Raw genomic sequence first — 26,156 nt, 5'->3', positions numbered from 1 at the left:
GTTGATTGTTGTTGTCGGTTGGAAGGATCGAGCGAGCATAAGCCCACCCGATTCCCGACCGCGACAATCATTCATCCGGCGTATGCGCGGCCATCGTCCTACTTCGACTTACCCTTCTTCCCATATGCTTCGAAGGCGTCCTCGATGGCCCGGTTGATCGTGCGCAGCACCTTGACCCGGGCCCAGCGCTTGTCATTGGCTTCCACCAGCGTCCAGGGCGACACTTCGGTGCTGGTACGGTCGACCATATCGCCGATGGCATCGCGGTACAGCTCCCATTTCTCGCGGTTGCGCCAATCGTCTTCGGTGATCTTGAAGCGCTTGAACGGAATTTCTTCGCGAGCCTGGAAACGCTCCAATTGGGTTTGTTTATCGATGGCCAGCCAGAACTTCACCACGATCACTCCGGCCTCGCTCAGTTGCTCCTCGAAATCGTTGATTTCACTGTAGGCACGCATCCAGTCGGCCTGGCTGCAGAAGCCTTCAATCCGTTCTACCAATACACGGCCATACCAGGAACGGTCGAACACGGTGAACTTGCCACGCGGCGGGATATGCCGCCAGAACCGCCAGAGGTACGGCTGGGCACGTTCGTCTTCGGTCGGCGCGGCGATGGGGACGATACGGTACTGCCGTGGATCGAGCGCCGCGGCGACCCGGCGGATCGCTCCGCCCTTGCCCGCCGCATCATTGCCTTCGAACACCGCCACCAGCGCGTGCCGACGCATGCGCTTGTCCCGCAGCAGACCGGCCAGCCGCGCCTGTTCGGTAATCAGTTGTTCTTCATAGTCGTCCTTGTCCAGGTGCTGACTCAGGTCAAGGCTGTCCAGCAGACTGAGTTCATCCACCCCCGACTGCAGCGGTGCGGCATTGGTCGGGCGCGGCTTGGCGTCCTTGGTCTTGAGCGCCGTCTGCAAGCCTTCGAGCAGGATCTTGCCCACGGTCAGGCTGCGGTAATGCGGATCGACACCTTCGATCACATGCCAGGGTGCGTAGTCGTTGCTGGTGCGGCGCAGCACCCGCTCACCGAAATGCACGAACTTGTCGTAAGTCTCCGACTGCTGCCAGTCCAGCGGGCTGATGCGCCAGCTGTGCAGGGGATCATCCTGGAGAGATTTGAGGCGGGCCTTCATCTGTTTCTTGGACAGGTGGAACCAGAACTTGAAGATCAGCGCACCTTCGTCGCAGAGCATGCGCTCCAGGCGCTCGGCGCCATTGATCGCCTGGTCCAGCACCGCGTCCTTGAAATGGCCGTGCACCCGTCCCTGCAACATCTGGCTGTACCAGTTGCCGAAGAACACCCCCATGCGCCCCTTGGCCGGCAACTGCCGCCAATAGCGCCAGGCCGGTGGCCGGGCCAGTTCTTCATCGGTCTGCTGGTCGAAGGTGCGGACCTCGATCAGACGCGGGTCCATCCATTCGTTGAGCAACTTGACCGTCTCGCCCTTGCCCGCCCCTTCAATGCCATTGATCAGCACAATGACCGGAAAGCGCTTTTGCTGCTGGAGTTCGAACTGCGCCTCCAGCAAGGCTTCACGCAGGGCCGGGACTTCGGCGTCGTAGGTTTCTTTGTCGATGGCGTGACCGATTTCGGCGGATTCAAACATGGGCGACTCCCTTCCAAGATAGAGCAAGACTAACGGATCGGACCACGCTGTGTGGCGGGAAATCCCCAGGCCTTGCCATGGATCAATCCAGCGCCCGGCAATGGGCTAGAATAGCCGCCTTGTTGCCGTCGAGTGCCCCCATGACCCGCGTATCGCCCACTCCTCCCAGCCACGCCCAGATCGACTGGGATGATCAAGGTCGCCCGCACTCTAGGGTCTTCGACGACGTCTATTTCTCCGACCAGTCGGGCCTGGACGAAACCCGCTACGTCTTTATCGAGCAAAATCGTCTGAAAGAGCGTTTCGAGGCCCTCGGGCCGAACGAGCGGCTGGTGATCGGCGAAACCGGCTTCGGCACCGGGCTGAATTTCCTCTGCGCCTGGCAGTTGTTCGAAACCTGTGCGGTAGCGGGCGCCCGACTGCATTTCGTCAGCGTGGAAAAGTACCCACTGAGCCGCACCGACCTGCAACGCGCCCTCAGCCTCTGGCCCGAACTGGCGACGTTCAGCGCGCAATTGCTCGGGCAGTATGTCGCCATTCACCAGGGCTTCCAGCGCCTGCTGCTGGACAATGGCCGGGTGACCCTGACACTGCTGGTCGGCGATGCCCTGGAACAGTTGCCGCAACTGGATGCCCGGATCGACGCCTGGTTCCTCGATGGCTTTGCCCCGGCGAAAAATCCCGAGATGTGGACACCCGAGCTGTTCGCCGAACTGGCGCGACTGGCGGCCCCCGGCGCGACCCTGAGCACCTTCACCAGCACCGGCTGGGTCCGTCGCTCGTTGAATGCCGCGGGCTTCAAGATGCGCCGCACGCCGGGCATCGGCCATAAATGGGAAATCCTGCGGGGCGAATTTATCGGCTGGCCCGAAGACACCGCCGAACCGCCGCCGGCCAAGCCCTGGTTCTCCCGCCCACGACCGCCCGGCGGCGAACGCCGGGCCCTGGTGATCGGCGGCGGCCTGGCCGGTTGTGCCAGCGCGGCGAGCCTCGCCGCCCGTGGCTGGCAGGTCTGCCTGCTGGAGCGCCACGATGCCCTGGCCCGGGAAGCCTCGGGCAACCCGCAAGGCGTCCTCTACCTCAAGCTGTCGGCCCATGGCACCGCGCTGTCGCAACTGATCCTCAGCGGTTTCGGGCATACCCGGCGCTTGCTCGAGCAGTTGCACAAAGGCCTCGACTGGGACGACTGCGGCGTCTTGCAACTGGCCTTCGATGAGAAAGAGGCCGAGCGCCAGGCCCAATTGGCCAAGGCCTTCAGCCCCGAGTTGCTGCAGGTCCTCGATCAAGCCCAGGCCCAGGCCCGTGCTGGCGTGGCCCTCGAACACGGTGGACTGTTCTTTCCGGAAGGCGGCTGGGTTCATCCGCCGGCCTTGTGCCAGTGGCAGGCCGACCACCCGAACATTGAAGTGCGTGCCCATAGCGACGCCGTCGAACTGCGCCAGGTCGACGGCCAATGGCAGGCGTGGGCCGCCGACACCCTGCTGGGCGGCGCCCCGGTGGTGATCCTTGCCGGCGCCGCCGAAGTGAAACGCTTCGCCGCCAGCGCCACGCTGCCGCTCAAGCGCATTCGCGGGCAGATCACTCGCCTGGCGCAGACCGCCGGCAGCGCCGCCTTGCACACCGTGGTCTGCGCCGAAGGTTATGTCGCGCCGGCACGCCTGGGTGAACATACCCTGGGAGCCAGCTTCGATTTCAAGAGCGAAGACCTGACTCCCACCACGGCGGAGCATATCGGCAACCTGGCATTGCTACAGGACATCTCGCCCGACCTGGCCCTGCGCTTGAACGCCGCGGGCTTGGCTCCAGAACAACTGCAAGGCCGGGCCGCCTTTCGCTGCACCAGCGCCGATTACCTGCCGATCGTCGGGCCGCTGGCGGACCCGCAAGCGTTCGCCGAGGCCTACGGCATCCTGGCCCGGGATGCCCGGCAGGTGCCACAGGTCCCCTGCGCCTGGCTCGAGGGCCTGTATATCAACAGCGGCCACGGCTCCCGAGGCCTGATCAGCGCACCGCTTTCGGGTGAGCTGCTGGCGGCGTGGCTGGAGAACGAACCGTTGCCGCTGCCCCGCAGTATTGCCGAGGCCTGTCATCCGAATCGTTTCGCCTTGCGCGCCCTGATTCGCGGCACGGTCAAGCCTCGGACGAACGCCTGAACCGGCGCCCCGACCAGACATCAGAGCGGGGCGGGATGCTCATCCAGTTCGTACTGGGTCAGCCCTTCGAGAAAACGTTGCTCCTCGGCGAGGCGGCTCTCCATCAACATCGACAAACTTCGGGAATACCTGTCGCTGAGCATCTCCGGGGAGTTGTTCAGCAGTTGTTCCTCCTGCTCATGAAACGGCCTGTTGAAGAGGGCGAAATCCCGTGGGTACTTCTTCCTCAGGTAGTCGATCCAGAAATCGCGCGAAGCAATAAAGGTCTTCATGGCCGCTGTCGCCTCAGCCTGCCGTATGCGACCGCGGGCTTCCAGGATCTGCTCTTCGCTGACACCGGCAATGGATCTGAAGAACATCTCCTTCGGCTGCCCGGGCAAATACAGCGAACGTCCCAGGCCGACCCGATAGGCCAGATTCACTTCGATCTCATCCACCATACCGGCTGAAGGCCGCTCGGGCTGCTCGTACAGCGCCTTGACATGCTCCCGGGCAATCTCATCGATACGTTCCAGGCGAAACAGGCCCCGCGCCAACTTCAGCAACTCCGTCGGCTCACTACTCCTGAGCGCCAGAAACCGGGCCCTGGCCAGCAACATCCGGACTTCCAGGTGACTGAAATTGCGTGCGGCGCTGTCCACACAGGTCAACGGATCGGCCGCCAGGTCGAACAGCTCACGCCGCAACGTGGTGTTCTCGGCGGCTTCCGCCAGCACCTCCCAGACGCGTCGCGTCAAGTCGGCGCGAGTCTTCTGATATTCCGCGCTGCTGCCCAGGCGTCCCAACAACGCGAACAGTTCCCCGGAGCCCTCCTCTTGCCGCAAGTCATGCCACAGGTCGCGCAGGTTGTCGCGGCGCTCGCCCTCCTCGATATCGGCCAGCCAACGCTGACGCGCACTGTAGTCATCCAACGCCAACTCGGTATCGGGAATGCCGAAGGTAATGCCGGTGCGCGCCCGATAGGCGGCCAACAGGTTCTGGTGATACTCCGACAAGGGGTTGTTACGCAGAATGATCCGCCGATTGATCGGCGAAGGTGCCGTGTAGATCGCGTTCGGCACAACCTGAATCCGGTTGTCACGCAGATCCGCCTCGTACAGGCGAACCCGCGTCAACAGGCCCACTGGCAAACCGTCGATACCTGTCCCGCGCAGATGCAGGCGGCGTAAACGCGGCATCTGGCCAACATCCAGCAAGCTGACATCGAAGTTGCCGTTCAGGTTCAGGGTTTCAAGATCGTGCAAACCCGACAGCACACCGACGGCGTTCGGCGTCAGGGTGATCTGGTTATCCTGCAGATACAGCTCCCTGAGCCGGCTCATATCGGCAATCGCATTCGGCAGGTACTCCAGCCGATTGTTATTCAACTCCAGCAGGCGCAGGTTGGGAAAACGCTCGAGAAAACCTTCTGGGATCCGACTGATTCTCATGTTCTTCAGCGAAAGCTCGGTGACATGATCAAAACTGATACCGGTGGGCAAACTTGGCAGGCTGTCGACGCGCAAGCCCGCCAGGCTCAGGCTGTGACCGATGGCCGCGCCATTTTCGTTGTAGGTAGCCGGTGTCTGCCGTCGCCAGCAACGCTCGATGATCTCGGCCGCCTGTTCACGGCTCTCGGCCATGCCTCCCAACCAGGCATGCGCCCTCACCGTCTGCCCTCCTCGCCAATCGGCCAGGGTCGAGCGCAGTTGCCGGAGCTCCTCTTCGAGCGCCTGGAGCCGAGCTCTGACCTCAAGAGGATCATCGCCAAAAGAAAAATAGAGATTGCGCGCCTCCGCCTCGCAAAGGTCTGGATACAGCCGGGTCAACCGGCGTAACCCGCGTCGCGAGCCATGGACAATGCCACGCCTGACACGCAGGCAACCGCCCATATAGCTGTCGCGCCATGTCGGCGAACGCGTTCCTGGCTTGCGTGGCGGCAGGCCGAGTGTCTCTTCGAGCTCAGCCCGTGGACGCAGCAGGATCTTGGACATCAGCAACTGGTGCAGCAAGTCGGCCTCGCCCAGCTTGACCCCCATCGCCTCGCGCTCGCTCACCCGCAAGCCGCTCAACACCGCCGAGCTCAGGGCCTGGGGCCCATTGACCTGCGGCCCCAGGCTCAGGCCCTCATTATCAAAGGCTTGATAGCCCTGTGCAGTCCTGACCAGAACCCGGCGCCGGGGCAAGTCGTCATCGCCCATCTTGAACAACAGGCGTCCGTCGAAGCGCTCCTGACGAATCTCCCAGCGCACATCCGCCGGCCACCCAACCATCGTTTTCAGGAGGGGCAGCTGCAACCTGGCGCCATCCAGATCTCCCGTTTTCTTGAGAAAACCACCGTCCAGCGCGTGATTGACTCGAATCTCACGCCTGCTTTCGCCGGCCTTTTCAATCAATTCCAAGGGCAGACGCCCGCCAAGGCTCAAGCGCCCTTTCAGTACGTCGTCCGTCTGTCCCAGGATTTCACGCAAGACCCCGTCCGGTAAATCGGCAAAGCCTTGCCTGAGGCTCATCGGCAAGCCGACATTGGTCACGCAGCACAAACGGTAGAGGCGCTGGAACACCGTGGGGCGCTGTTCGCGTACATGGGTGCGCAGCAGCCCTTCCAGAAGCGCCGACGTCTGGTCGGGATCCGCCCCCGGACCGAGCAGCATCCGCTGCTCCTGGAGTGTCAGTTTGTCCAGGACCATCGCCAATCCATCCGCCTCGATGTCCCTGGAGCGGAGCATGAGCCGCATCGGTTGCGTTGTCAGATCCGCCCCGTACTCCTTGAGCGGCTTGCCTGCATCGTCCAGCAACATGAGCGTGCGATTCCGGGGCCAGCTCTCGAGGCTGGGCAGAATCTGCAGCTTCAGGTCGAGCACACGTGCCGCGGCCGATCTCGGCGCGGTGGACGGCACCAGCAGCCAGCTCAATTCATTGTCCAACCTGAAGCGCTGTATCGAGTCCATCAGGGAAGCCGGGAGCTTGGCATTATTCATATGCAGGCGACGCAATAGCGATTCGTCGAGTCGATGAATCGACAGGATCTCCTCGAGGCTTTTATCACTCAAAAACCGCACGTCAGGCCCCAGGCGACGCAGCAGGTGAACCGGATCGTGCCACTGCAAAGGCCATTCGTGAGCCAGCCTCCAGGCCCCGGCGCCATTGTGCTCAAGCCAGGGTTCGTAAGCCGACCCACGGTTCGGATGGCACAGACGCCAGGCCCCGGAAGCCTTATCCCGGTAGGCCCGGTAAGGCTCGCCGGCGATATCCAGATAACGGTGTCCATCGCCAGCGTCGTCCCCCAGGTAAAAACCTTCAGGGTCCAGCCCCCTTTCCTCCAGTTCGGGGACATCATGGCGATAGGCGCGCAGGTCGGCCTGCCACAGCCGGTAGCGACCATCGCTCGACTTGATCGGCAGCAGGCTGTCAAAAAAGTCCGAGGGCCGCTGAAAAAAACCTTTGAGGGCCTTGCTCCCCCAGTGCATGACCACACCCAGGGCCACCATCGTCGCAATGTCCTCGGCCACCGACATCATGTGCGAGATCGCTTCGTCACGCTCACCGCGCCGCCAATCCTCATAGCCCTCATAGGTCTCCGCCAACAGTTGCCCGACCGCCACCCCCATCATCAGCAAACCCAGCCAGGGGTTGGCGAAGGCGGCCAGGTTGAGCAAGGTCATGCCCAGACCCAACAGCGACTGCCTCCTGGCCTCGCGGGCAGCCTCGTCAACATCTTCGGTCGGGACCGCCACGACCCGCCCATCGTCCTGAAGCCGCAGGATCTGTTGTCGATAGAGGTGAAAAAACAACTCGCCGCTCAGCAACTCCAGCTTCAACGATAAATCGGCAGACGGATTCAGGGACTTCGTGATGTTTCCATAGGCATCCCGGGTCTCAAGGGTCAGGCGCACCCTCAACTGCGACAGGAACCTCGGCAGATCGCGCTGGCTGACAAAACCACAGAAGAACGCTTCATACGAGGGCTGCCAAAGACGGCTACGCAGTTCGGCGTGGAACGCCGCGAGCGAGGCATAGAGTTTGAAGCGGGTGAGTGGATCATTGGGAATATGCACCAGTACCCGATCCTTCATCGCGGCCGTTTCGCTCGCTGGCACATTCTGCAGCGTGAACAGACAAATACCCGGTAACGAAACACCCAGCACTTTCAATCCATTGACCACCATCCTTGAGCCATCCGGGGCAACGGCGATATTCCATTCGATCAACTTGCAGATCTGTTGATGGGCAATCTGATCGATGTCTTTTTTCATGTAGGCGATATAGGCATCCACCAGCATATCGGCTTTCTTTTGCTGGACGATGGCGGACTCAATGCGAAACTCGTCGTCATCCGCCGACTCCCCCTCACTTCCCTGGAGATGAAAAGCCTGGCACAGGTGATGCTGATAGACCCGGCCCAGATCAAGCTGGCGCACCAGTTCGACGAAATCCTCCAGGCTGACTTTTGGCACCCGCTTCGGGTCGCCACTCAGGCTTATATGGGATTTTGGAGGGAGGCGTTCGTCCGCCTCGAAGTTCTGCAACGCGGCCTCCAGCAAACTGCGGCTGGTATAGGTCATCGGAAAGACTTGAGACGACTCGATGGGATAGCGCAGTGACGGCCATCGATCGGCAATTTTCACGTGGTCCCGGTAGATATCCAGGCCCGGCCCGAATCGACTCAGCAACGCGTGCTCCAGAACCGGCGCGCAAAACTCCCGGACGGGTTTCAGGTCCTTGAACCGCTCGGACAGTTCCTCCTTGAAAAAAAGACTGCGCCGCAGGTGCTCGCGCAGGCGCGCGATATCTTCGGGGCGGGCCGCCAACAACCAGGGCGGAGCATGGGCATTGATCACATCTTCGTTTTCGCTTTGCTCGTCCAGGGCAGACGGCACAAAACTGGGAATAGCTGACATTTCAAATATCCTTTTTTAAAAGCCCGCCGCCGCGACTGATCAGGGCAGACAAAGGCCCCAGGCCGTTATCCGCCAAGGCCTGGGCCACTCGCGCTCCGGCAAATTGCGCCAGGGGCTGACAATGCTCGAGTGCCGCGTCCATTTCCATCGAGGCTATCAGTCTGTCGAAGCTTGAAAAGCTCAAAAAATCTATTATTTATCAGCAAGTTAAATCAAAAATAAAAATCCTTTGGATAGCCGGATAACACCTCTGCGCGCAACACGCCGCGTCACCGGGGCTCAGCCGGCGAGCACGGTCGCGGAATTTTTTATAACGATTGGACTGGGGAAATTTCAGCGGGGCTCAGCCCTGGTCGCAGTCGCGTGGCCGGGGCCAGGTACGCGCGGGTTTCTGCGCCTTGACCTCGTCGCTCGCTTCGATGCCGACGGTGTCACTCCCCAGCAAGGCCTCCAGTTCCGCGATGCTGCGGATGTAGCGGTCCAGCGGCTCAAGCGTCGCCTGGTTGGGGATGTACCAACTGATGGCCTGGGTCTTGCCATCCGCATCGGTGGTCAAGATGGTTTTCCAGAAGGCATCAGGTGTGCGGATACCATGGGACTCGAGGAAGAAGTCATTCGCCGGGTTATCGTGGATCACCCCGCCGTAGACCTGCACCGATGCCAGGTCGCGATAGCATTCCGAAATCTCCTCCGTTTGCACCCAGATCCCCTGGTTGAAGCGCGCGGCCTGGGGCACGATATTGCTCATGTAATGGGCCTGGCGAATCGCCAGGCCGCTGTGGTCCATTTGATTGGAGGGCACCAGATGCCCCCGGTCCCAGCCGGGTACCGCGCTGTATCCTCGAGAGGAAAATTGCGTCGGGCAGCCGGCGGGCAGATCAGGGTCCAGTTCAAAGCCCCTGGGCCGCTTGGCATTGCCCTTGTCGGCGGTCAACTGATACGCGTACCTGAGTGCCGTGCGGTTTTCACAGTCATAAGTCAGGGTAAAGCCCTCGCGGACCAGGGTGATCTGCCCGGGAGGCGGCGCCAGATCCGGCAATGGCGAGACACAGCCGCCAAGGCCCAGCAACAGCCCCCCCAGGAGCGCTCGGCGGCCGGCACTGGTAAACGCCGCGTACGAAACCGGCCTGATGGGGTGTACTGCATTGTTCATTTTGATGTTCCTCATCAATAACGATCTGCCCTTGGCAGTCCGTCAGGAAGAGAACATTCTTTTGTTGCCTATGTCTGTCAGAACGGGACGAAATGAGCGAGGGGCCTGTCATTACACCTTGGCGTTATAGCCCGACAGGCCCTGGCACAGTAGCATCAGGCCCCTTAGCCGCCAGAGACGATTCCATGCTGATTCCCTACGACCAACTCGAACCCGACACCCTCACCCGCCTGATCGAAGACTTCGTCAGCCGCGACGGTACCGACAACGGTGACGACACGCCCCAGGAAACCCGCGTGCTGCGGGTACGCCATGCATTGAGCAAGGGCCAGGCGGTGATTCTCTTCGATCTCGAAAGCGAGCAATGTCAGTTGCTGCCCAGGCACGCGGTGCCGAAAGAGTTTTTCGACTGATCGTCAGACAACGGAGTCGCGGACAGGCTCCGGCGCCCCCAGTTGGGTCAGGATCCGACGGTAGATTTCCGCACGGTGCACATTGACGTTCTTCGGTGCCTCGACACCGAAACGAACGTGGTTACCGTTAATGGCGAGAATTCTCACGGTGATGTTATCGCCGATGGAAATCATCTCGCCGACGACGCGGCTCAGTACAAGCATGGCACTCAATCCTCAAGGGTTTATGAGCGCCCAAGACTGCCCGGCCCGATGAGCGCCTTCAATGCAGGCACGGCAAATCAGCCGGCCCTGACCGACAGGGTCGACTCGCCCTACAGAATCAGATTACTTACCGGGCAGAGTCGGAGAATTTACCGAGGAGAGTTGGATTCAGGACGGTGAAAAGCGCGGTCCCAACAGAATGATGCTTGCACCGAGGACACAGAGCGCGGCGCCCAACCAGTCGGAACCGAGGGGCCGGATACGCTCGATCAGGCCCAACCAGGCAATCGAAGCAATGATGTAGATACCGCCGTAGGCCGCGTAGGCCCGACCGGCGTAGGTCGCCTCGACCTTGGTCAGCAGCAGCGCGAACAGCGTCAGGCTCAACAGCGCCGGGGCAACCCACCAGGCGCTCTTGCCCAAGCGCAGCCACATCCAGAAGGCATAACATCCGGCGATTTCAAACAGTGCCGCGAGAAAGAACCACAGATAGTTGATCACAATAAACACTCGTCAGGATTGCCCATTGCCGGCAACCCTAACCAGCCGTCGATCCGTGGGCAAGCTCAATGCGGGACTTGTTTGGCCTTGGCCCGCATCTTGTCGGCCATCACGGTCATTTCGTCATAGAGCAACTGCGGATTCTTCTGCTTGAGGGCCCAGGCCATGCGCCCTTGCTCGTGGGGCAGAATCATGAATTCGCCCAGGCCGACCCGGGTATAGATGTAGTCGGCGATGTCGCTCGCGCTGATCGGTGAGCTTTCCAGCAACTTGCCGACCTGGGCCTTCATCGCCGGCGTAGGCCCGCGGAAAGAGTCCAGCAGATTGGTCTGGAAAAACGACGGGCAGACCACGTGCACGCCGACTTCCTGCTGCGCCAGTTCGATCAACAGGCTTTCCGACAACGCCACTACGCCAGCCTTGGCCACGTTGTAGTTGCTCATGGCCGGCCCCTGCATCAGCGCCGCCATGGAGGCGATATTGATGATCTTGCCCTTGCTCTGTTCCAGCAGCGGCAGGAACGCCTTGCAGCCCTTGACCACCCCCATCAGGTTGATCGCGATCTGCCAATCCCAGTCTTCGAGAGACAACTCGCTGAAGAACCCGCCCGAGGCAACACCGGCATTGTTGACGATCACATCGATGCCGCCGAATTTGACCTCACACGCCTGGGCGAATGCCGTCAACTGGCTGTAGTCGCGCACGTCGCAACGCTGGGTGAAACCATCGCCGCCAGCTTCGCGCACCAGCCTGAGGGTTTCCAGCAGGCCCGGCTCGCTGACATCCGACAGCGCCAGACGCCAGCCTTCGCGGGCCCAGCGCAGTGCGATTTCGCGGCCAAGACCGGAGCCGGCGCCAGTGATCATGATGCGATTGTGCATAGCAGATGCCTTGTGGGTTCTGAGGACGATGAGCGGCAGTGTAGCGAAGGACGCTCGAAGGCCCATGCACCATCAGATTGCTGAATGCTCCAGGCAAAGTGACGACTGAGGGGGAAGGCGCAGCTTTATTGTTCGACACCGCCAAGGTGGGAACGGTCGATCAATAAAACAATAAGACGAGGGGGCGAGAAAGGTCGGAAAAAAACTGAATTTTCTTCTCGGCGCTCAAGTCGGACTTATCAAGCAGCCTGTTATTCAACAGCTGAACGTGCGCGATAGCGTCTCGAAAAACAGAACAAGGAAAGCACCATGAGTCTTATTCTGATCGTCATCCTGATCCTGCTGCTGGTCGGCGGCCTGCCCGTTTTCCCACACTCCAGAAGCTGGGGTTATGGTCCATCGGGGGTGATCGGGACAGTCTTGATCGTACTGCTGATCCTGGTACTGCTCGGCAGGATATGAACCTGCTGGCTTGAGTCGGCTCGCGACGGTCCGGTTGACGATCATCGCGAGCCAGCGAGTGCGGTATCAGTCGTTGCTCGGTTTGTTCACGGCCTGCAACACGTATTGCGGCAAGGCAAACGCACCGAGATGGATCTCGGGATTGTAGTAGCGCGTGACTATACCGCTGCCAGCAAAGCGCTGGCGCAGGGTTTCCAGAGACAACTTGCGCGACGCGGTGTGGGTCGCGCCCCAGGCGAAGGTCATGGCACCGCCGATGTAGGTCGGTATCGCGGCCTGGTAGAAGTGCCAGTCCGGGAACAGGCTGCGCAGGCGTCCCGCGGTGGTCTGCACTTCGGCCAACTGCATGAACGGCGTACCGTTCTGGGTCACCAGGATGCCGCCTTCGTTCAGGCAGCGACGGCAGGCCTGGTAGAAATTTTCGGAAAACAGCACTTCACCGGGACCGATGGGGTCGGTGGAGTCGGAAATGATGACGTCGAACTTTTCTTCGGTGGTGGCGACGAAACGCATGCCGTCGTCGATCACCAGGTTCAGCCGCCCATCGTCGAACGCGCCCTTGGAATGCTCAGGCAGGAACTGCTTGCACATCTCCACTACGGTGGCGTCGATCTCGACCATGGTGATGTGCTCGACACCGCGATGCTTGGCTACTTCACGCAGCATGCCACCGTCGCCACCCCCAATAATCAGCACGCGCTTGGCGCTGCCATGGGCGAGGATCGGCACATGGGTGAGCATTTCGTGGTAGATGAACTCATCGGCCTCGGTGGTCTGGATGACACCGTCCAGGGCCATGACCCGGCCCATGCGGGCGTTTTCGAAGATCACCAGGTGCTGGTGCCCGGTGCGCACTTCGTGCAGCAGCTTGTCCATGCGAAAGCGCTGGCCGTAGCCTTCGTAGAGGGTTTCCTGGTAGTGGGTTTCAGGCGTATTGCTCATGGGAAGTGCTCCGGTGAAGGCGAGTGGCAACGGACGGTTACCCGCCCATGACGGACTATCGAACAAGCAATGGGCGCTGACGGCCATCGTCTCGATAATCCGAGAAAGGCGCGCAGTCTACGTTGCGAACTATGACAGGTCGAACCGTCCCCGGACAAAGGCCGTTGACTTGCGCGTTCTAACTAAGGGACGAGGTATTTGATCAGTAATGCGGTGACCGTCGACACGGTCCCGACAAAGCCAATGGCAATCGCGACCGGGTACCAGAATGTTTCCCGTGTCATCTTCCCCGCCTCGGCATTGAGCTTGCGTTGCTCGGCGATAAGCTTGGCAATCTCGACATGGGTTTTCTCAAGCTGAGCCTGTTCCATACTCATCTCCTGCATGGGCTAATCCTTTAGCGTAGGGTTTCGGGGCAGGTCCTCCCTTGAATCCGGGAGAAGCCTGAGGGCAAGGCGTCCAAGCCTTTTACCCTGTTCAAACCCTAGGACTTCATCCATGTAGATGCCATCAGCCGCCTACAACCAAGATCGTAGGCAATTTCCGAAACACAAACAGAATGTGTCACACCCTCTGCCGGGGCGGCACCTTGCTCAAGCCTGTATTGACCACCACTAGCGCAGATTGCCACGCGGCCCGGCGATGGCCCAGATGATCAGGCCGAGTACCGGCAGCAGGATGATCAGCAGGATCCAGAGGATCTTCATCCCGGTTTCGGCAGGGCTTTTCAGCACATTGAGGATGGCCCAGATATCCAGCGCCAGGATGATCAGGCCGATCAGGCCGTTGAAAGTGGAACCCATGGTCTTGCTCCTAGATGAGGATCTGCCCCCATAGGATAGCCGGCCGCCGCCAGGGTTCACTTTATTGCTGCGCGTTCAACCGCGGCGACTCAGACGTGCAGCGCGACTCTCAGGGCTTCCAGGGAGGGCGCGGCGGCAATCCCGACCTCTCCACACAGGGCCAGCACTCGCGGCAGGTCATTGCCGTAGACCAGCACCGCCTGCAGTTCGTCGTCGAGCAACTGGCTGAAGTTCACCAGTACGTAGCCGCCCATTTCCGGGTTCATGCTGCTCAATTGGACCTGGATACGGTTCAAGGCGGTCAAGGCCTCGACCTTGGCCAGCTGCTTGGGCTTGATATTGAAAGGCACGTCCTTGCCGAAGGACTCGACGATCCGGGCGAACAGATCCATGTAGGTGTCGGCCTGGAACAGCACGGTCTCGGGCAGGCTACCGACCACCACCCACTCGCCCAGGGGAATCGGAAAACTGTCGTCGTAGTTGATGTCCGGATTGGCCGCCAGGAAACCGACCTGGTCGGCGTAGGCCTGGGCTGCTTCATCGGCGATCTGCAGGATTTCGGCCTCGCTCATGCAGCCGGAGCTGATTTTGCTGATGAGTTCGACGAGGGCGATTTTCATGGACAGGTCCTGCAGAGGAGAAAATGACGGCCGCGAAGAATACACCAATTCCCCCTGAAGCCGGTCCATCCGCGCCTGAATCCCTGTCGACGGGCTGGCGAACGGTATCACCATGGCACCATTTGGCATTTTTATTTTCATAAAATTGATTTATGAAAAAAAACATGTCATTTATAGCCGCTACAAGATCAGGCGGAGCTACCCGCCACGCCAATCCGGACGGCACCTCGCCCACACTTCACAAACAACGGGAGTCAACAATATGAACAAGACAGGACTTCTAGGTGCCCTGGCCCTCTGCGCCTTCAGCATCCTGGCCCATGCCGACGAGGACAGTCTGCGTATCGGTATAGAAGCCGCCTACCCGCCCTTCTCCTACAAGACCCCGGAAGGCAACCTCGGGGGGTTCGATTACGACATCGGCAACGCCCTGTGCGATGAAATGAAGGTCAAGTGCCAATGGGTGATCCAGGAGTTCGACGGGATGATCCCCTCGCTCAAGGTGCGCAAGATCGATGCGGTGCTGTCGTCGATGTCGATCACCGACGACCGCCTGAAATCCGTCGACTTCAGCGAAAAGTACTACCACACCCCAGGCAAGTTCGCGATGAAGGCCGGCAGCCTGATCAACGATCCGCTGGTGGATCTCAAGGGCAAGAAAGTCGGCGTGCAGCGCTCCTCCACCTACGACCGCTTCGCCACCGAACAACTGGAGAAAGCCGGCGTCGAGATCGTGCGCTATTCCTCACAGAACGAGGCCTTTCTTGACCTGGCGTCGGGTCGCCTGGACGCCACCCTCGCCGACATCGTCAACACCGACGAGAGCTTTATCAAAACCCCGGCGGGTAAAGGCTTCGCGCTGGTCGGCCCCGATATCAACGACCCGAAATACTTCGGCCGGGGCGCCGGTATCGCCCTGCGCAAGGGTGACACCGCGAACGCCGCGCGCCTGAACGCGGCCATCGATGCGATCCGCGCCAATGGCAAGTACCAGCAGATACAGGCCAAGTACTTCGCGTTCGATATCTACGGCGAGTAAACCTTCCCGTGACCTTGGCGCCGGCTTGCCGCGGGCGCCCTTCTCCCACTTGTCCCGCGCGCCCGACGGCGCTTCGGGCGAGGAGTTTCATCATGCTCCACGGTTACGGATCGAGCATCCTCGAGGGTGCCTGGCTGACCCTCAACCTGGCCCTGAGTGCGATGGCCATGGCCATTGTCCTGGGTCTGATCGGTGCCGCCTTTCGGTTATCCCCGCTCAAATGGCTGGCGATGCTGGGTGAGGGTTACACCACCCTTATCCGCGGCATCCCCGACCTGGTCCTGATTCTGCTGATTTTCTATGGCGGTCAGGATCTGGTGAATCGCCTGGCTCTTGCACTCGGCTACACCCACTACATCGACATCAACCCCTTCATGGCCGGTGTCTGCACCATGGGCTTCATTTTCGGCGCCTATCTCTCGGAAACCTTTCGCGGTGCCTTCATGGCCATTCCCGGCGGCCAGGGCGAGGCCGGGATGGCCTATGGCATGAGTGGCCTGCAGGTGTTCCGGCGGATCCTGCTGCCACAGATGATTCGCTTCGCCATTCCCGGTTTCACCAACAACTGGCTGGTGCTGACCAAGTCCACCGCGCTGATCTCGGTGATCGGCCTGCAGGACATGATGTTCAAGGCCAAGAACGCCGCCGATGCCACCCACGAACCCTTCACCTTCTTCCTCGCCGTGGCGGCGCTTTACCTGATGCTGACCAGCCTGTCGCTGCTGGTGCTGCGTTATCTGGAAAAACACTATTCGGTCGGCATCAAAGCCGTCGAGCTGTAAGTGGAGAGCCACCGATGATTCTCGATTACAACCTGATCTGGCAAAACCTGCCGCTGTATCTCGGGGGGGCCTTGCTGACCCTCAAGCTGCTGCTGATCTCCCTGGCCCTGGGCCTGATGCTGGCCATCCCCCTGGCGCTGCTGCGGGTCTCCCGCTCGCCGCTGCTCAACTTCCCGGCCTGGCTGTACACCTACGTGATCCGCGGCACGCCGATGCTGGTGCAATTGTTCCTCATCTACTACGGCCTGGCGCAGTTCGAAGCAGTCCGCCAGAGCCTGCTCTGGCCCTATCTGTCGAGCGCGACCTTTTGCGCCTGCCTGGCCTTTGCAATCAACACCAGTGCCTACAGCGCAGAGTTGCTCGCCGGCAGCCTGAAGTCGACACCCGGCGGCGAAGTCGAGGCCGCCCGGGCCATGGGCATGTCGCGCATGACCCTGTACCGACGCATTCTCCTGCCCTCGGCCTTGCGCCGCGCGCTGCCGCAGTACAGCAACGAAGTGCTGATGATGCTGCAAACCACCAGCCTGGCGTCGATCGTCACCCTCGTCGATATCACCGGCGCGGCGCGCACCGTCAGCGCGCGCTTCTATTTGCCCTTCGAAGCCTTTATCACCGCTGGCCTGATCTACCTGGCCATGACCTTCGCCCTCGTGCGTCTGTTCAAGTTGGCCGAGCGCCATTGGCTGGCGTATCTGGCGCCACGCAAGCACTAAGGAACCCCCATGCAGCAGATCAACTACGTCCTGCCCTGGAGCGCCACGGGCACCGAGCGCCAGCTGTCACTGTTTCGCTTCGGCAGCGGCTCGCGCAAGGCCTACATCCAGGCCTCCCTGCACGCCGACGAACTGCCCGGCATGCGCGTCGCCGTCGAGCTCAAGCGCCGCCTGCGTGAACTGGAAGACCAGGGGCGCTTGATCGGTGTGATCGAACTGGTACCCATGGCGAACCCCATCGGCATCGGGCAGATGTTCCAGGCCACCCATCAGGGTCGCTTCGAGTTCTCCAGCGGCAGCAACTTCAATCGCGACTTCCCGCAACTGACCGACGCCGTGGCCCGGCAGTTGGAAGGCCAACTGGGCGCGGACGCCGTGACCAACGTCGGACTGATTCGTCGCGCCATGCTCACGGTCATCGAGCACCTGCCCCCGGCCACCTCGGAACTTGACGGTTTGCGTCGCCAGTTGTTGCGCCATGCCTGTGATGCCGATGTGGTGCTCGATCTGCACTGCGACTTCGAGTCGATCATGCTGCTCTACGCCCTGCCGCAAAACTGGTCGCGCCTGTGTTCCCTGGCCGCGCGCCTCGGCGCCGGAGCCGCCCTGCTGGCCGAGGATGCCGGCGGCAATGCCTTTGACGAAGCCTGTGCCAGCCCTTGGGTGCAACTGGCCAAACGCTTCCCACTGGCCAATATCCCCCTCGCCTGCATAGCCACGACCGTTGAGTTGCGAGGTATGGCCGACACCGATCGCGAGCCCTGCATCGCCAGCGCCGAGCAGATCCTCGGCTACCTGGCCGAACAGGGCCTGATCAGCGGTCAATGGCCGGCCGCGCCCGCCCTCTGCTGTGAAGCCACTCCGTTCGCTGGAGCGCAATATGCCTACGCGCCACACCCCGGCGTGGTCAGTTTCCTGCAGCCGCTGGGTGCGCGAGTCAAGGTCGGCGACCCGCTGTTCGAAGTCATCGACCCCGTGACCGACCAGCACAGCGTGGTGACCGCCAGCACCGACGGCATTCTCTATGCCCGCGAACGCCTGCGTTTCGCCCAACCCGGCTTGTGGCTGGCGAAAGTCGCCGGTCGTACCCCTATTCGCCAAGGTCGCTTGCTCAGCGACTGACTTCAGCAGAGTGAACACAGCATGAACAAACTTGAAATTCAGGACCTGCACAAAAGCTACGGTACTCACGAAGTGCTCAAGGGCGTGTCGCTGGAGGCAAAAGCCGGTGATGTGATCAGCCTCATCGGCTCCAGCGGCTCCGGTAAAAGCACTTTCCTGCGCTGCATCAATTTGCTTGAACAACCCAATGCCGGTCAGATACGGCTCAATGGTGAACAGCTCAAACTGGTGGCCAACGCCTCGGGCGGGCTCAAGGCCGCCGAGCCGAAGCAACTGCAACGCATGCGTTCGCGACTGGCCATGGTGTTTCAGCACTTCAACCTGTGGTCGCACATGAGCGCCGTTGAAAATGTCATGGAGGCCCCGGTGCAGGTCCTCGGTGTGTCCAGGAAAGAAGCCCGGGAAAAGGCCGAACACTACTTGAACAAGGTCGGCGTGGGACACCGCCTGAACGCCTATCCGGCGCACATGTCCGGCGGCGAGCAGCAGCGTGTGGCGATAGCCCGGGCCCTGGCCATGGAACCGGAAGTGATGCTCTTCGACGAACCCACTTCGGCGCTCGACCCGGAGCTGGTCGGTGAAGTGCTCAAAGTCATGCAGGACCTGGCCCTGGAAGGTCGCACCATGGTCGTGGTGACCCATGAAATGGGCTTCGCCAGGGAGGTCTCCAACCAGTTGGTATTCCTCCACAAAGGCCAGGTCGAAGAACGCGGCAACCCGCGCGAAGTGCTGCGGGGGCCCCAGTCCGAACGTCTCCGGCAATTCCTCTGCGGCAGCTTGAAATAGCCGCCGCCTGACGCCCCGACCATTGCCGGCCCCGCACGTCGACGGCCGGCTTCGGATACACTGGCACCCGCCCTTCCACCCCCAGAACCTGTTGAGCCGGATATGCCGACCCCCTCGAAAAACACTACGGTCTATGCCGCACCGGTCATGCGCAAACTGGCGGAAATCGTTGCCGACCTGCAGCCCTCGCTGCGCAAGGTGGCCGACTTCATCCTGCGCCATCCGTTGAAAGCCGCGACCCTGACCATCGAGGAGATGGCGCAGGCCACCGCCACCTCGCCCGCCGCGGTCAACCGCCTGGCCAAGGCGCTGAACCTGGGCGGCTACACCGGCATGAAAGCCGAGCTGGTAGCGACCTTGCAGCAGATGGTGTCGCCGGTGGACAAACTGCGCAACGAACTGGCGCACCGCCCCGGCGGCGCCTTCGGCCTGCATGAACAGATCGAGAGTGCCATTGGTAACCTCGGCACCACCGGCACCAACAACCACCCCGAGACCTTCGAAGCCTTTGTCACCTGCCTGACCCAGGCCCGCAAGATCTACATCCTCGGGTTTGGCAACAGCGTCTACATGGCCGGCCTCGCGGCTTCGACCCTGATGCCCTTCTGCGCCGACGCGACCGCCATCAGCATGGAGGGCGGTAACGAAAACGCCGCTTATCGACTGGCGGCCATTACCGACCAGGACATCCTCCTGGCGATCTCGCTGCCGCGCTATTCCCTGGATACGTTGCAACTCTCGCGGTTTGCCCACGAGCGTGGCGCCACGGTGCTGGCCATCACCGACTCGCCGGCCTCGCCGCTGACCGGCATCGCCCAGCACGTGCTCTTTGCCCCGGCCGACCACGCCGTGTTGACCAGTTCCAACATCGCGGTACTGGCGTTGATCGAAGGCTTGGTAGCCGGGGTGATGGCGCGCAACAAGGAAGCCGTGAAACTGGCAACCGAACTCACGGAAAGCGTGATGTCCTACCTGCACATACCCGGCAGCAGCAAGCCAACGAAAAAGTGAGCATGGCCGCCGCGCGGTATTTGCAGCAGTGCGTCAGCCGAGGATTTTCTGCAACTGCGCCGCCGTGTCCTGGGCGCCCATGGTCTGTGCCGCGGCCAATGCGGTGACGCCGTTGGCGTCCTGGGCCCGGGGATCGGCGCCCTGGCTGAGCAGGTAATCGACAATCGTGGTGCGATTGAACATCGCCGCCATCATCAGCGCCGTACGGCCGTCCTTCGACGTCCCCTCGACCTGGGCCCCGCCTTCGATCAGCAACCTGACCATCTCCAGGTCGCCCTTGAACGCCGCGCCGGCAATCGGGCTCTGGCCGTTATCGTTTTGTATCTGCGGATCAGCCTTGTGCTCCAGCAACACACGCACCGCATCGGCATGCCCGTGGTAACTGGCCAACATCAGCAAAGTGTCACCCTTGTGGTTACGCAGGTTCGGCGGCAGGCTTTTGCTCAACAGGGCCGCAAGCATCGGCGCATCGCCCTTGCGCGCCACATCGAACACCTGTTCGGCGAACTCGGCGGCTTGGTCTTCGGTCATTTGTCGGGCCTGGTCGGACATGGAGCGCTCCTTGGCGTTGCTTGGACAGGGCTGTAAAGGACTCCAGTTTCCCGAGCCTCCTGCTCGCTGTCATGCCCTATTTTTCAAGCGCTTCCATAGAGACAATCAATAAACGCAACGGAACAGCCCGACACCAGGCCCGCGCCGAGCGCCCAGACATCGGCAAAATGCAGGATGCACGATGGCCTTTCTTGCAAAATGCACGACCGCGCAAAACCAAAAAAACCATAACTTATTGTTTTATAAGTAATTTTTAAAAATCCCATGCTGGCACAATCACTGCACCTATGACTCCATGCCCTACATGAGCTAAAGGAGTCCATAGACATGAGCCTGATCCAGGAAAAGTTTGCTTCGGTATTTTCCAACTACAAGGTCACGACCCAAGCGCGTCCGGATGGCGGCATTCTGCTGACCCTGCAGGCCAGCGACGGCAAGCAAGTCCGGCGCTCGGTTTCCTACGCGCAATTACACACCGCGGAACAACTCACCTGGGTGATCAGCGCCATTCGCCGCGACCTCGCCAGCGAGCCCGGTGAACTACCGTCGATCGCACTGTTGCAAAGCCAGAACCGCTTCGCACTGCCGACCTATCAGTAAGCAGAAAACCACAAGCACCCCGTTGAAGCCTGTCGGACTCTCCCGGCAGCCCTTCCACGGGTGCCATGCAACTTGCCTGCACCCTCTCACACCAAGCCACGATTAACCGCCTCTCCCACGGCATGCGCCCGATTGCTCACACCCAGTTTGTGATAGATATTGCGCAGATGAAACTTGACCGTGGCTTCGGAAACATCGCGAATAACGCTGATTTCCCAGACGGTTTTGCCCGCCCGTGCCCAGCGCAACACTTCCAGTTCCTTTTCGCTCAAGGTTTTGCTCTTTGACAACCGGCACCGGCGGGGCTTGTCCAGCGCGGGCAGGACGACAACGTGGGACGGTGCCTTGGAGGATTGAATAAAATCCTGTTTATTCCGCCCTCGCGAATCGGCAATATCGACCACCCTGCAAGAAACTCTGCGCACGACATCGGCACCCAGCATTTCGGGAACGTTCATGATTGTTTCTCCCTCTGGTTTCAATAGATCTCCCTGCCGTGACCAATGCTTCTTAGCCACAGACAAACACCCATCAAAAAACAGAGAGTTACACAGAAAGGGGATTTAACAAGCAACCACAAACACAAACAGGGATGCCCGACATTTCAACAGGCAATTTCCTACAACTTAAAACACACAAGGCCGACTCAAGTTTTAATCAAGACGACCGTCCATGCTCTGTTTAACCTAAAGTGTCGCCAGATCAATCTCGGCAAAACTGCTCACGTTCGGGTGGCCGGGCAGTTCTCCACCGTCGCGCGCCAGGCCGCAGGTCAGCATGCCGGCCTGGCGGGCGGCATCGAGTTCTTCGACGATATCCGAAAGGAACAGGATCTGGCTTGCCGGGCAACCGATGGCTTCGCTGATATGTCGATAGGACTGGACTTCGCGCTTGGGTCCCGAGGTGGTATCAAAATAACCGCTGAACAAGGGCGACAGGTCACCAGCCTCGGAACAGCCGAAGATCAGCTTCTGTGCCTGGATCGAGCCCGAGGAATACACATACAGCGCCAAGCCCTGCCCGTGCCAGTCCTGCAGCGCCCGGACCGCATCCGGGTACACATGCCCCTTGAGCTGACCGGCTTCATAACCCTGCTGCCAGACCATGCCTTGCAAGGCCTTGAGCGGCGTGGCCTTGCGGTCCTCGGCAAGCCAGTCGAGGAGAATCTCGATCACCCGCTCGACATCCGCCGCCGGCTCACCGCTGTCCAGCCGCACCGCCCCCAGTTGCACCGCCACCTCCGGGCGCTCGGCGTGTTGCCGGACAAACTCCGGCAGATGCCCGGCCGCGTAGGGAAACAGCACGTCGAAGACAAAGCTCACCGCACTGGTGGTGCCTTCGATATCCGTGAGGATGGCTTTGATCGGCATGTCGGATCCTTCTGGGTGGAATGGCGGAGTCAGTCTTCGAGACGCGGGAAACGGTTGGCGATGTCCTCGCCGGTGAACTGGGCGACCCAGCCTTCGGGGTTGTTGAACAGGCGAATGGCGACGAAATGTGGGTGTTCGCCCATATCGAACCAGTGCGGCGTACCGGCCGGTACCGAAATCAGGTCGTTCTTTTCACAGAGCACGGCGTAGACATACTCGCCGATGTGCAGGGAGAACAGACCGCGACCGGCAACGAAGAAACGCACTTCGTCTTCGGCATGCCGGTGCTCGTCGAGGAACTTGGCGCGCAACTCGGCCTTCTGCGGGTGATCACTGTTCAGGCTGACGACGTCGACGGTGATGTAGCCGCGCTCGGTCATCAGACGGTCGATCTGCGCCTGGTAGGCGGCGATCACCTCTTCCTGGCTGGCACCGGGCTGAATCGGCGCGGCAGCTTGCCAACGGTCGAAACGCACCCCTTGCTCGGCCAGGGTCGAAGCGATGTCGTCGACGTGGGTCAGGACCTTGTTCGGGAGGTCCGGGCTTGAAACGTGATAGACGGACAGGCTGCTCATGGGACTCTATTCCTCGACTGGGCTCTGCGTCGACCTGCTCTGGAGGCCGGTCCGACGCGCCGGATAATCAGATAATCAACAGTTCGTGCAAAAACCGATATTCAGGAAGACTGCAGCGAACGGACTTTCAACTCACATTCAAAGAGAAACTCGAACGCTTCGATCTGGCGCAGGGCGTCGCTCATGCGCGCCCCCCAGGTGTAGAGACCGTGCCCGCGAATCAGATAACCGACGCAATCGGGATGCGCCTCGAGCCAAGGCTGCACCTTGGCCGCCAGCCGCGCAATATCCTGGTCGTTATCGAAGATCGGCACCCGCACCCGGGACTCATGGGTCGTGACCCCGGAGAAAGCCTTTTGCAGCTCATAGTCTTCGAACTCGATGAACTCGCCGGGCGTCATCCGCGACAACACCGTGGCATTCACCGAATGGGTGTGCAACACCGCGCCGATCTCTCCGCGCCAGGTATAGAGCTGGGTGTGCAACAGGGTTTCGGCCGAGGGCTTCTTGCCCGGCTCCAGGCTGTTGCCCGCCAGGTCGGTGGCGAGCACATCGTCCGGGCCCAACTGCCCCTTGTGCTTGCCAGACGCCGTCAGCAGCGCCTGGCTGGCCGACAGGCGGGTCGAATAGTTGCTGCTGGTGGCCGGCGACCAGCCGCGACCATACAGAAAGCGCCCGGCCTCGATGATCTCCAGGCTCAATTGTTCACGGGTCAGGTTCATGGCCGCTCCTCTTCCATGCGTGTGGCAATGATAATGGCCGCGGCCAGGGCCGCGAGGCTGGCGATGCTGAAGGTCCAGGTCGGCCCCAGGCTGTTCCAGCTATAACCGGCGTACAACGCGCCCAAAGCCCCGCCCGTACCGGCCAGTGCAGCGTATAACGCCTGCCCCTGGCCTTGCTGGCGCGCGCCGAAGCTACGTTGCACGAAATGAATGGCAGAGGCGTGAAAGCTGGCAAAGGTCGCCGCGTGCAGCACCTGGGCGAACAACAGCACCGCCAGGTGATCGGCCAACGCGCCCAGCAGCAACCAGCGCACGGCGGCCAGGAGGAAACTGGCCAGCAGCACCCGACGGACCGAAAAGCGCGCGAGGATCCGGCTCATGGCCAGGAACATCAGCACTTCCGCCACCACCCCCAGTGCCCAGAGCATGCCGATCAGCCCACGCGTGTAGCCGAGGCTTTCCAGGTGCAGGGTCAGGAAGGTGTAGTAAGGACCATGGCTCATCTGCATCAGCGCGACACAGGCATAGAACGCCAACACCCCGGGGCGGCGCAACTGTCGCAGAAAACCTTCGCCAGGCACTCTCGGGCCCTGGCTCGGCGGCTGGGCATTGGGCACCCAGGCGCTGCTCAGGACGATACCGGTCATGATCACCACAATGGCCACCGGGTAGATATCCAGGCTCAGGGCCTCGAACAGGCGTCCGAGTGCCACCACCGTGAGGATGAAACCGATGGAACCCCACAAGCGGATCTGGCTGTAACGTGCCGCCTGGCCCTGGACCTTCAGATGGGCCAGGGTGATGACTTCGAACTGTGGCAGCACCGCGTGCCAGAAAAACGCATGCAGGGCCATGACCAGCGCCAGCCAGGCGTAGCTCTTGTCGAAGAAGATCAGCGAAAACGCCAGCAAGGTGCAGACCGCGCCGAAGCGCACGATCGCCAGGCGCCGGCCCGTGTAGTCACCCAACCAGCCCCAGATATTCGGCGCCACGCAACGCATCAGCATGGGAATCGCTACCAGTTCGCCAATCCGCGCCGGGGCAAACCCCAGATGATGGAAGTACAGCGCCAGGAACGGCGCCGTCGCTCCCAGCAAGGCGAAGTAGAACAGGTAGAAACTGGACAACCGCCAGTAAGGGAGCGGCGCCCCCGGCATTACAACTGGCCCAGTACCGGTGTGCCGACCCGCACGTCAGCGTTTTGCCCGCGGTGACGCAGCAGGTGGTCCATCAGTACGATCGCCATCATCGCTTCGGCGATCGGGGTGGCACGGATGCCCACGCAAGGGTCATGACGGCCCTTGGTGATCACGTCCACCGGGTTGCCATGGATGTCGATGGAGCGTCCCGGCGTAGTGATGCTCGAGGTCGGTTTGAGGGCTAGGTGCGCGACAATCGGCTGGCCGGAGGAAATCCCGCCAAGGATGCCGCCGGCGTTGTTGCTGAGGAAACCTTCCGGGGTCAGTTCGTCGCGATGTTCGGTGCCGCGCTGGGCCACGCAGGCAAAACCGGCACCGATCTCGACCCCCTTGACCGCGTTGATGCTCATCAGCGCATGGGCCAGTTCCGCATCCAGGCGGTCGAAGATCGGCTCGCCCAGGCCCGGCATCACGCCTTCGGCAACCACGGTGATCTTCGCACCGACCGAATCCTGGTCGCGCCGCAACTGGTCCATATAGGCCTCAAGCTCAGGCACCTTGTCCGGATCGGGACAGAAAAAGGCATTCTGCTCCACCGAGTCCCAGGTCTTGAACGGGATTTCGATAGGGCCCAACTGGCTCATGTAGCCACGGATAACGATGCCCTGGCTGGCCAGGAACTTCTTCGCGATGGCACCGGCCGCCACGCGCATGGCGGTTTCCCGGGCGGAACTGCGGCCGCCGCCGCGATAATCGCGCTCACCGTATTTATGGTGATAGGTGTAGTCGGCGTGGGCCGGGCGGAACAGGTCCTTGATCGCCGAGTAGTCCTTGGACTTCTGGTCGGTGTTGCGGATCAGCAGGCCGATGGCGCAGCCGGTGGTACGGCCTTCGAAAACCCCGGAGAGGATCTCCACTTCGTCGGCTTCCTGGCGCTGGGTGGTGTGGCGGCTGGTGCCCGGCTTGCGGCGGTCGAGGTCGCGCTGCAGGTCATCCAGGGACAACTCCAGGCCCGGAGGGCAGCCGTCGACAATGGCGACCAACGCCGGGCCATGGCTTTCGCCTGCGGTGGTGACAGTGAACAGCTTGCCGTAAGTATTGCCGGACATGCAGGGCGCTCCGCGAA

Annotated in this window: 26 protein-coding genes and 1 pseudogene; 10 read left to right on the top strand and 17 right to left on the bottom strand. The window is 61.2% G+C overall.

Annotated features, from left to right (window positions below; all coding sequences use genetic code 11):
- Nucleotides 1-98: 98 nt before the first annotated feature.
- Entirely contained in the window at nt 99-1,607 is a 1,509-nt protein-coding gene (pap, locus tag M5C71_RS14350) for a polyphosphate:AMP phosphotransferase (RefSeq protein ID WP_103495913.1), read from the bottom strand.
- A gap of 140 nt (nt 1,608-1,747) precedes the next feature.
- Between pap and mnmC the strand changes: the two genes are divergently transcribed.
- Complete coding sequence (gene mnmC, locus M5C71_RS14345) at nt 1,748-3,760, top strand: bifunctional tRNA (5-methylaminomethyl-2-thiouridine)(34)-methyltransferase MnmD/FAD-dependent 5-carboxymethylaminomethyl-2-thiouridine(34) oxidoreductase MnmC (RefSeq protein ID WP_248768153.1); 2,013 nt, start codon at nt 1,748-1,750, stop codon at nt 3,758-3,760.
- A gap of 20 nt (nt 3,761-3,780) precedes the next feature.
- Here mnmC and M5C71_RS14340 read toward each other — a convergent pair whose 3' ends face one another.
- Nucleotides 3,781-8,640 carry an NEL-type E3 ubiquitin ligase domain-containing protein gene (locus M5C71_RS14340; protein ID WP_248768091.1) on the bottom strand — a complete coding sequence of 1,620 codons (4,860 nt, stop codon included), beginning with the start codon at nt 8,638-8,640 and terminating at the stop codon, nt 3,781-3,783.
- Between the two features lie 343 nt (nt 8,641-8,983).
- Entirely contained in the window at nt 8,984-9,793 is an 810-nt protein-coding gene (locus M5C71_RS14335; protein WP_248768090.1) for a DNA/RNA non-specific endonuclease, read from the bottom strand.
- Between the two features lie 185 nt (nt 9,794-9,978).
- Between M5C71_RS14335 and M5C71_RS14330 the strand changes: the two genes are divergently transcribed.
- Nucleotides 9,979-10,206 (top strand): YheU family protein, encoded by a 228-nt coding sequence (locus tag M5C71_RS14330; RefSeq protein ID WP_103495916.1) that lies wholly within the window; start codon nt 9,979-9,981, stop codon nt 10,204-10,206.
- Nucleotides 10,207-10,209: 3 nt separating this feature from the next.
- Here M5C71_RS14330 and csrA read toward each other — a convergent pair whose 3' ends face one another.
- From csrA to M5C71_RS14315, 3 genes are all read right to left on the bottom strand, one after another.
- Nucleotides 10,210-10,410: a carbon storage regulator CsrA gene (gene csrA / locus M5C71_RS14325; RefSeq protein WP_248768089.1), complete on the bottom strand. Its 201-nt coding sequence runs from the start codon at nt 10,408-10,410 to the stop codon at nt 10,210-10,212.
- 168 nt (nt 10,411-10,578) lie between these two features.
- Complete coding sequence (locus M5C71_RS14320) at nt 10,579-10,911, bottom strand: YnfA family protein (RefSeq protein WP_103495918.1); 333 nt, start codon at nt 10,909-10,911, stop codon at nt 10,579-10,581.
- 65 nt (nt 10,912-10,976) lie between these two features.
- A complete protein-coding gene (locus M5C71_RS14315) occupies nt 10,977-11,792 on the bottom strand; it encodes an SDR family oxidoreductase (RefSeq protein WP_103495919.1) in 816 nt (271 codons plus the stop codon).
- 309 nt (nt 11,793-12,101) lie between these two features.
- Here M5C71_RS14315 and M5C71_RS14310 point away from each other — a divergent pair, with 309 nt between their 5' ends.
- Complete coding sequence (locus M5C71_RS14310; RefSeq protein WP_103495920.1) at nt 12,102-12,254, top strand: DUF3309 family protein; 153 nt, start codon at nt 12,102-12,104, stop codon at nt 12,252-12,254.
- 66 nt (nt 12,255-12,320) lie between these two features.
- Here the strand turns inward: M5C71_RS14310 and speE are convergent, their stop codons facing one another.
- The 4 genes from speE to M5C71_RS14290 all read right to left on the bottom strand — a co-directional run bounded on the left by speE (nt 12,321) and on the right by M5C71_RS14290 (nt 14,619).
- Nucleotides 12,321-13,196 carry a polyamine aminopropyltransferase gene (gene speE / locus M5C71_RS14305; RefSeq protein WP_248768088.1) on the bottom strand — a complete coding sequence of 292 codons (876 nt, stop codon included), beginning with the start codon at nt 13,194-13,196 and terminating at the stop codon, nt 12,321-12,323.
- 182 nt (nt 13,197-13,378) lie between these two features.
- Nucleotides 13,379-13,582, bottom strand: a complete 204-nt coding sequence (locus M5C71_RS14300; RefSeq protein ID WP_247263009.1) for a hypothetical protein — start codon at nt 13,580-13,582, stop codon at nt 13,379-13,381.
- 228 nt (nt 13,583-13,810) lie between these two features.
- The gene (locus M5C71_RS14295; RefSeq protein WP_103495922.1) at nt 13,811-13,999 is read right to left on the bottom strand and encodes a PLDc N-terminal domain-containing protein; all 189 of its coding nucleotides are present in this window, start codon (nt 13,997-13,999) and stop codon (nt 13,811-13,813) included.
- 89 nt (nt 14,000-14,088) lie between these two features.
- A complete protein-coding gene (locus M5C71_RS14290) occupies nt 14,089-14,619 on the bottom strand; it encodes a hypothetical protein (protein ID WP_248768087.1) in 531 nt (176 codons plus the stop codon).
- A 262-nt stretch (nt 14,620-14,881) separates the two neighbouring features.
- Here M5C71_RS14290 and M5C71_RS14285 point away from each other — a divergent pair, with 262 nt between their 5' ends.
- The 6 genes from M5C71_RS14285 to M5C71_RS14260 all read left to right on the top strand — a co-directional run bounded on the left by M5C71_RS14285 (nt 14,882) and on the right by M5C71_RS14260 (nt 20,072).
- Nucleotides 14,882-15,658: an ABC transporter substrate-binding protein gene (locus M5C71_RS14285; protein ID WP_100939057.1), complete on the top strand. Its 777-nt coding sequence runs from the start codon at nt 14,882-14,884 to the stop codon at nt 15,656-15,658.
- 92 nt (nt 15,659-15,750) lie between these two features.
- Nucleotides 15,751-16,440 (top strand): ABC transporter permease, encoded by a 690-nt coding sequence (locus M5C71_RS14280; RefSeq protein WP_103495924.1) that lies wholly within the window; start codon nt 15,751-15,753, stop codon nt 16,438-16,440.
- A gap of 14 nt (nt 16,441-16,454) precedes the next feature.
- Entirely contained in the window at nt 16,455-17,153 is a 699-nt protein-coding gene (locus M5C71_RS14275) for an ABC transporter permease (RefSeq protein ID WP_103495925.1), read from the top strand.
- Between the two features lie 9 nt (nt 17,154-17,162).
- Entirely contained in the window at nt 17,163-18,275 is a 1,113-nt protein-coding gene (locus M5C71_RS14270; protein ID WP_248768086.1) for a succinylglutamate desuccinylase/aspartoacylase family protein, read from the top strand.
- Between the two features lie 21 nt (nt 18,276-18,296).
- Nucleotides 18,297-19,061: an ABC transporter ATP-binding protein gene (locus tag M5C71_RS14265; RefSeq protein WP_248768085.1), complete on the top strand. Its 765-nt coding sequence runs from the start codon at nt 18,297-18,299 to the stop codon at nt 19,059-19,061.
- Nucleotides 19,062-19,163: 102 nt separating this feature from the next.
- The gene (locus M5C71_RS14260) at nt 19,164-20,072 is read left to right on the top strand and encodes a MurR/RpiR family transcriptional regulator (protein WP_100939052.1); all 909 of its coding nucleotides are present in this window, start codon (nt 19,164-19,166) and stop codon (nt 20,070-20,072) included.
- Nucleotides 20,073-20,105: 33 nt separating this feature from the next.
- Here M5C71_RS14260 and M5C71_RS14255 read toward each other — a convergent pair whose 3' ends face one another.
- Complete coding sequence (locus M5C71_RS14255; protein WP_248768084.1) at nt 20,106-20,624, bottom strand: ankyrin repeat domain-containing protein; 519 nt, start codon at nt 20,622-20,624, stop codon at nt 20,106-20,108.
- 327 nt (nt 20,625-20,951) lie between these two features.
- Here M5C71_RS14255 and M5C71_RS14250 point away from each other — a divergent pair, with 327 nt between their 5' ends.
- Entirely contained in the window at nt 20,952-21,224 is a 273-nt protein-coding gene (locus tag M5C71_RS14250; RefSeq protein WP_103495929.1) for a DUF3509 domain-containing protein, read from the top strand.
- Between the two features lie 86 nt (nt 21,225-21,310).
- Here the strand turns inward: M5C71_RS14250 and M5C71_RS14245 are convergent.
- The 6 genes and pseudogenes from M5C71_RS14245 to aroC form a co-directional block, all read right to left on the bottom strand.
- Nucleotides 21,311-21,505: pseudogene (locus M5C71_RS14245) on the bottom strand (helix-turn-helix transcriptional regulator); the annotation flags it as partial.
- Between the two features lie 405 nt (nt 21,506-21,910).
- On the bottom strand, nt 21,911-22,594 hold the full coding sequence (gene mtnC, locus M5C71_RS14240) for an acireductone synthase (RefSeq protein WP_248768083.1): 684 nt from the start codon (nt 22,592-22,594) through the stop codon (nt 21,911-21,913).
- 29 nt (nt 22,595-22,623) lie between these two features.
- A complete protein-coding gene (locus M5C71_RS14235; protein WP_248744712.1) occupies nt 22,624-23,169 on the bottom strand; it encodes an acireductone dioxygenase in 546 nt (181 codons plus the stop codon).
- Between the two features lie 101 nt (nt 23,170-23,270).
- Nucleotides 23,271-23,891, bottom strand: a complete 621-nt coding sequence (locus tag M5C71_RS14230; RefSeq protein WP_248768082.1) for a methylthioribulose 1-phosphate dehydratase — start codon at nt 23,889-23,891, stop codon at nt 23,271-23,273.
- The gene (locus M5C71_RS14225) at nt 23,888-25,048 is read right to left on the bottom strand and encodes an MFS transporter (protein WP_248744710.1); all 1,161 of its coding nucleotides are present in this window, start codon (nt 25,046-25,048) and stop codon (nt 23,888-23,890) included. Before M5C71_RS14225 ends, M5C71_RS14230 begins: the two co-directional genes overlap by 4 nt.
- The gene (gene aroC, locus M5C71_RS14220; protein WP_152737249.1) at nt 25,048-26,139 is read right to left on the bottom strand and encodes a chorismate synthase; all 1,092 of its coding nucleotides are present in this window, start codon (nt 26,137-26,139) and stop codon (nt 25,048-25,050) included. The genes M5C71_RS14225 and aroC overlap by 1 nt, the downstream gene beginning before the upstream one ends.
- Between the last annotated feature and the right edge of the window lie 17 nt (nt 26,140-26,156).

Origin of the sequence: Pseudomonas sp. MWU12-2345 (genome assembly GCF_023242385.1) — a bacterium.
GTDB classification, from domain to species: domain Bacteria; phylum Pseudomonadota; class Gammaproteobacteria; order Pseudomonadales; family Pseudomonadaceae; genus Aquipseudomonas; species Aquipseudomonas gingeri_D.
Note: the sequence above shows the minus strand (reverse complement) of the source record. Positions and strands in the feature narration are given on the sequence as shown.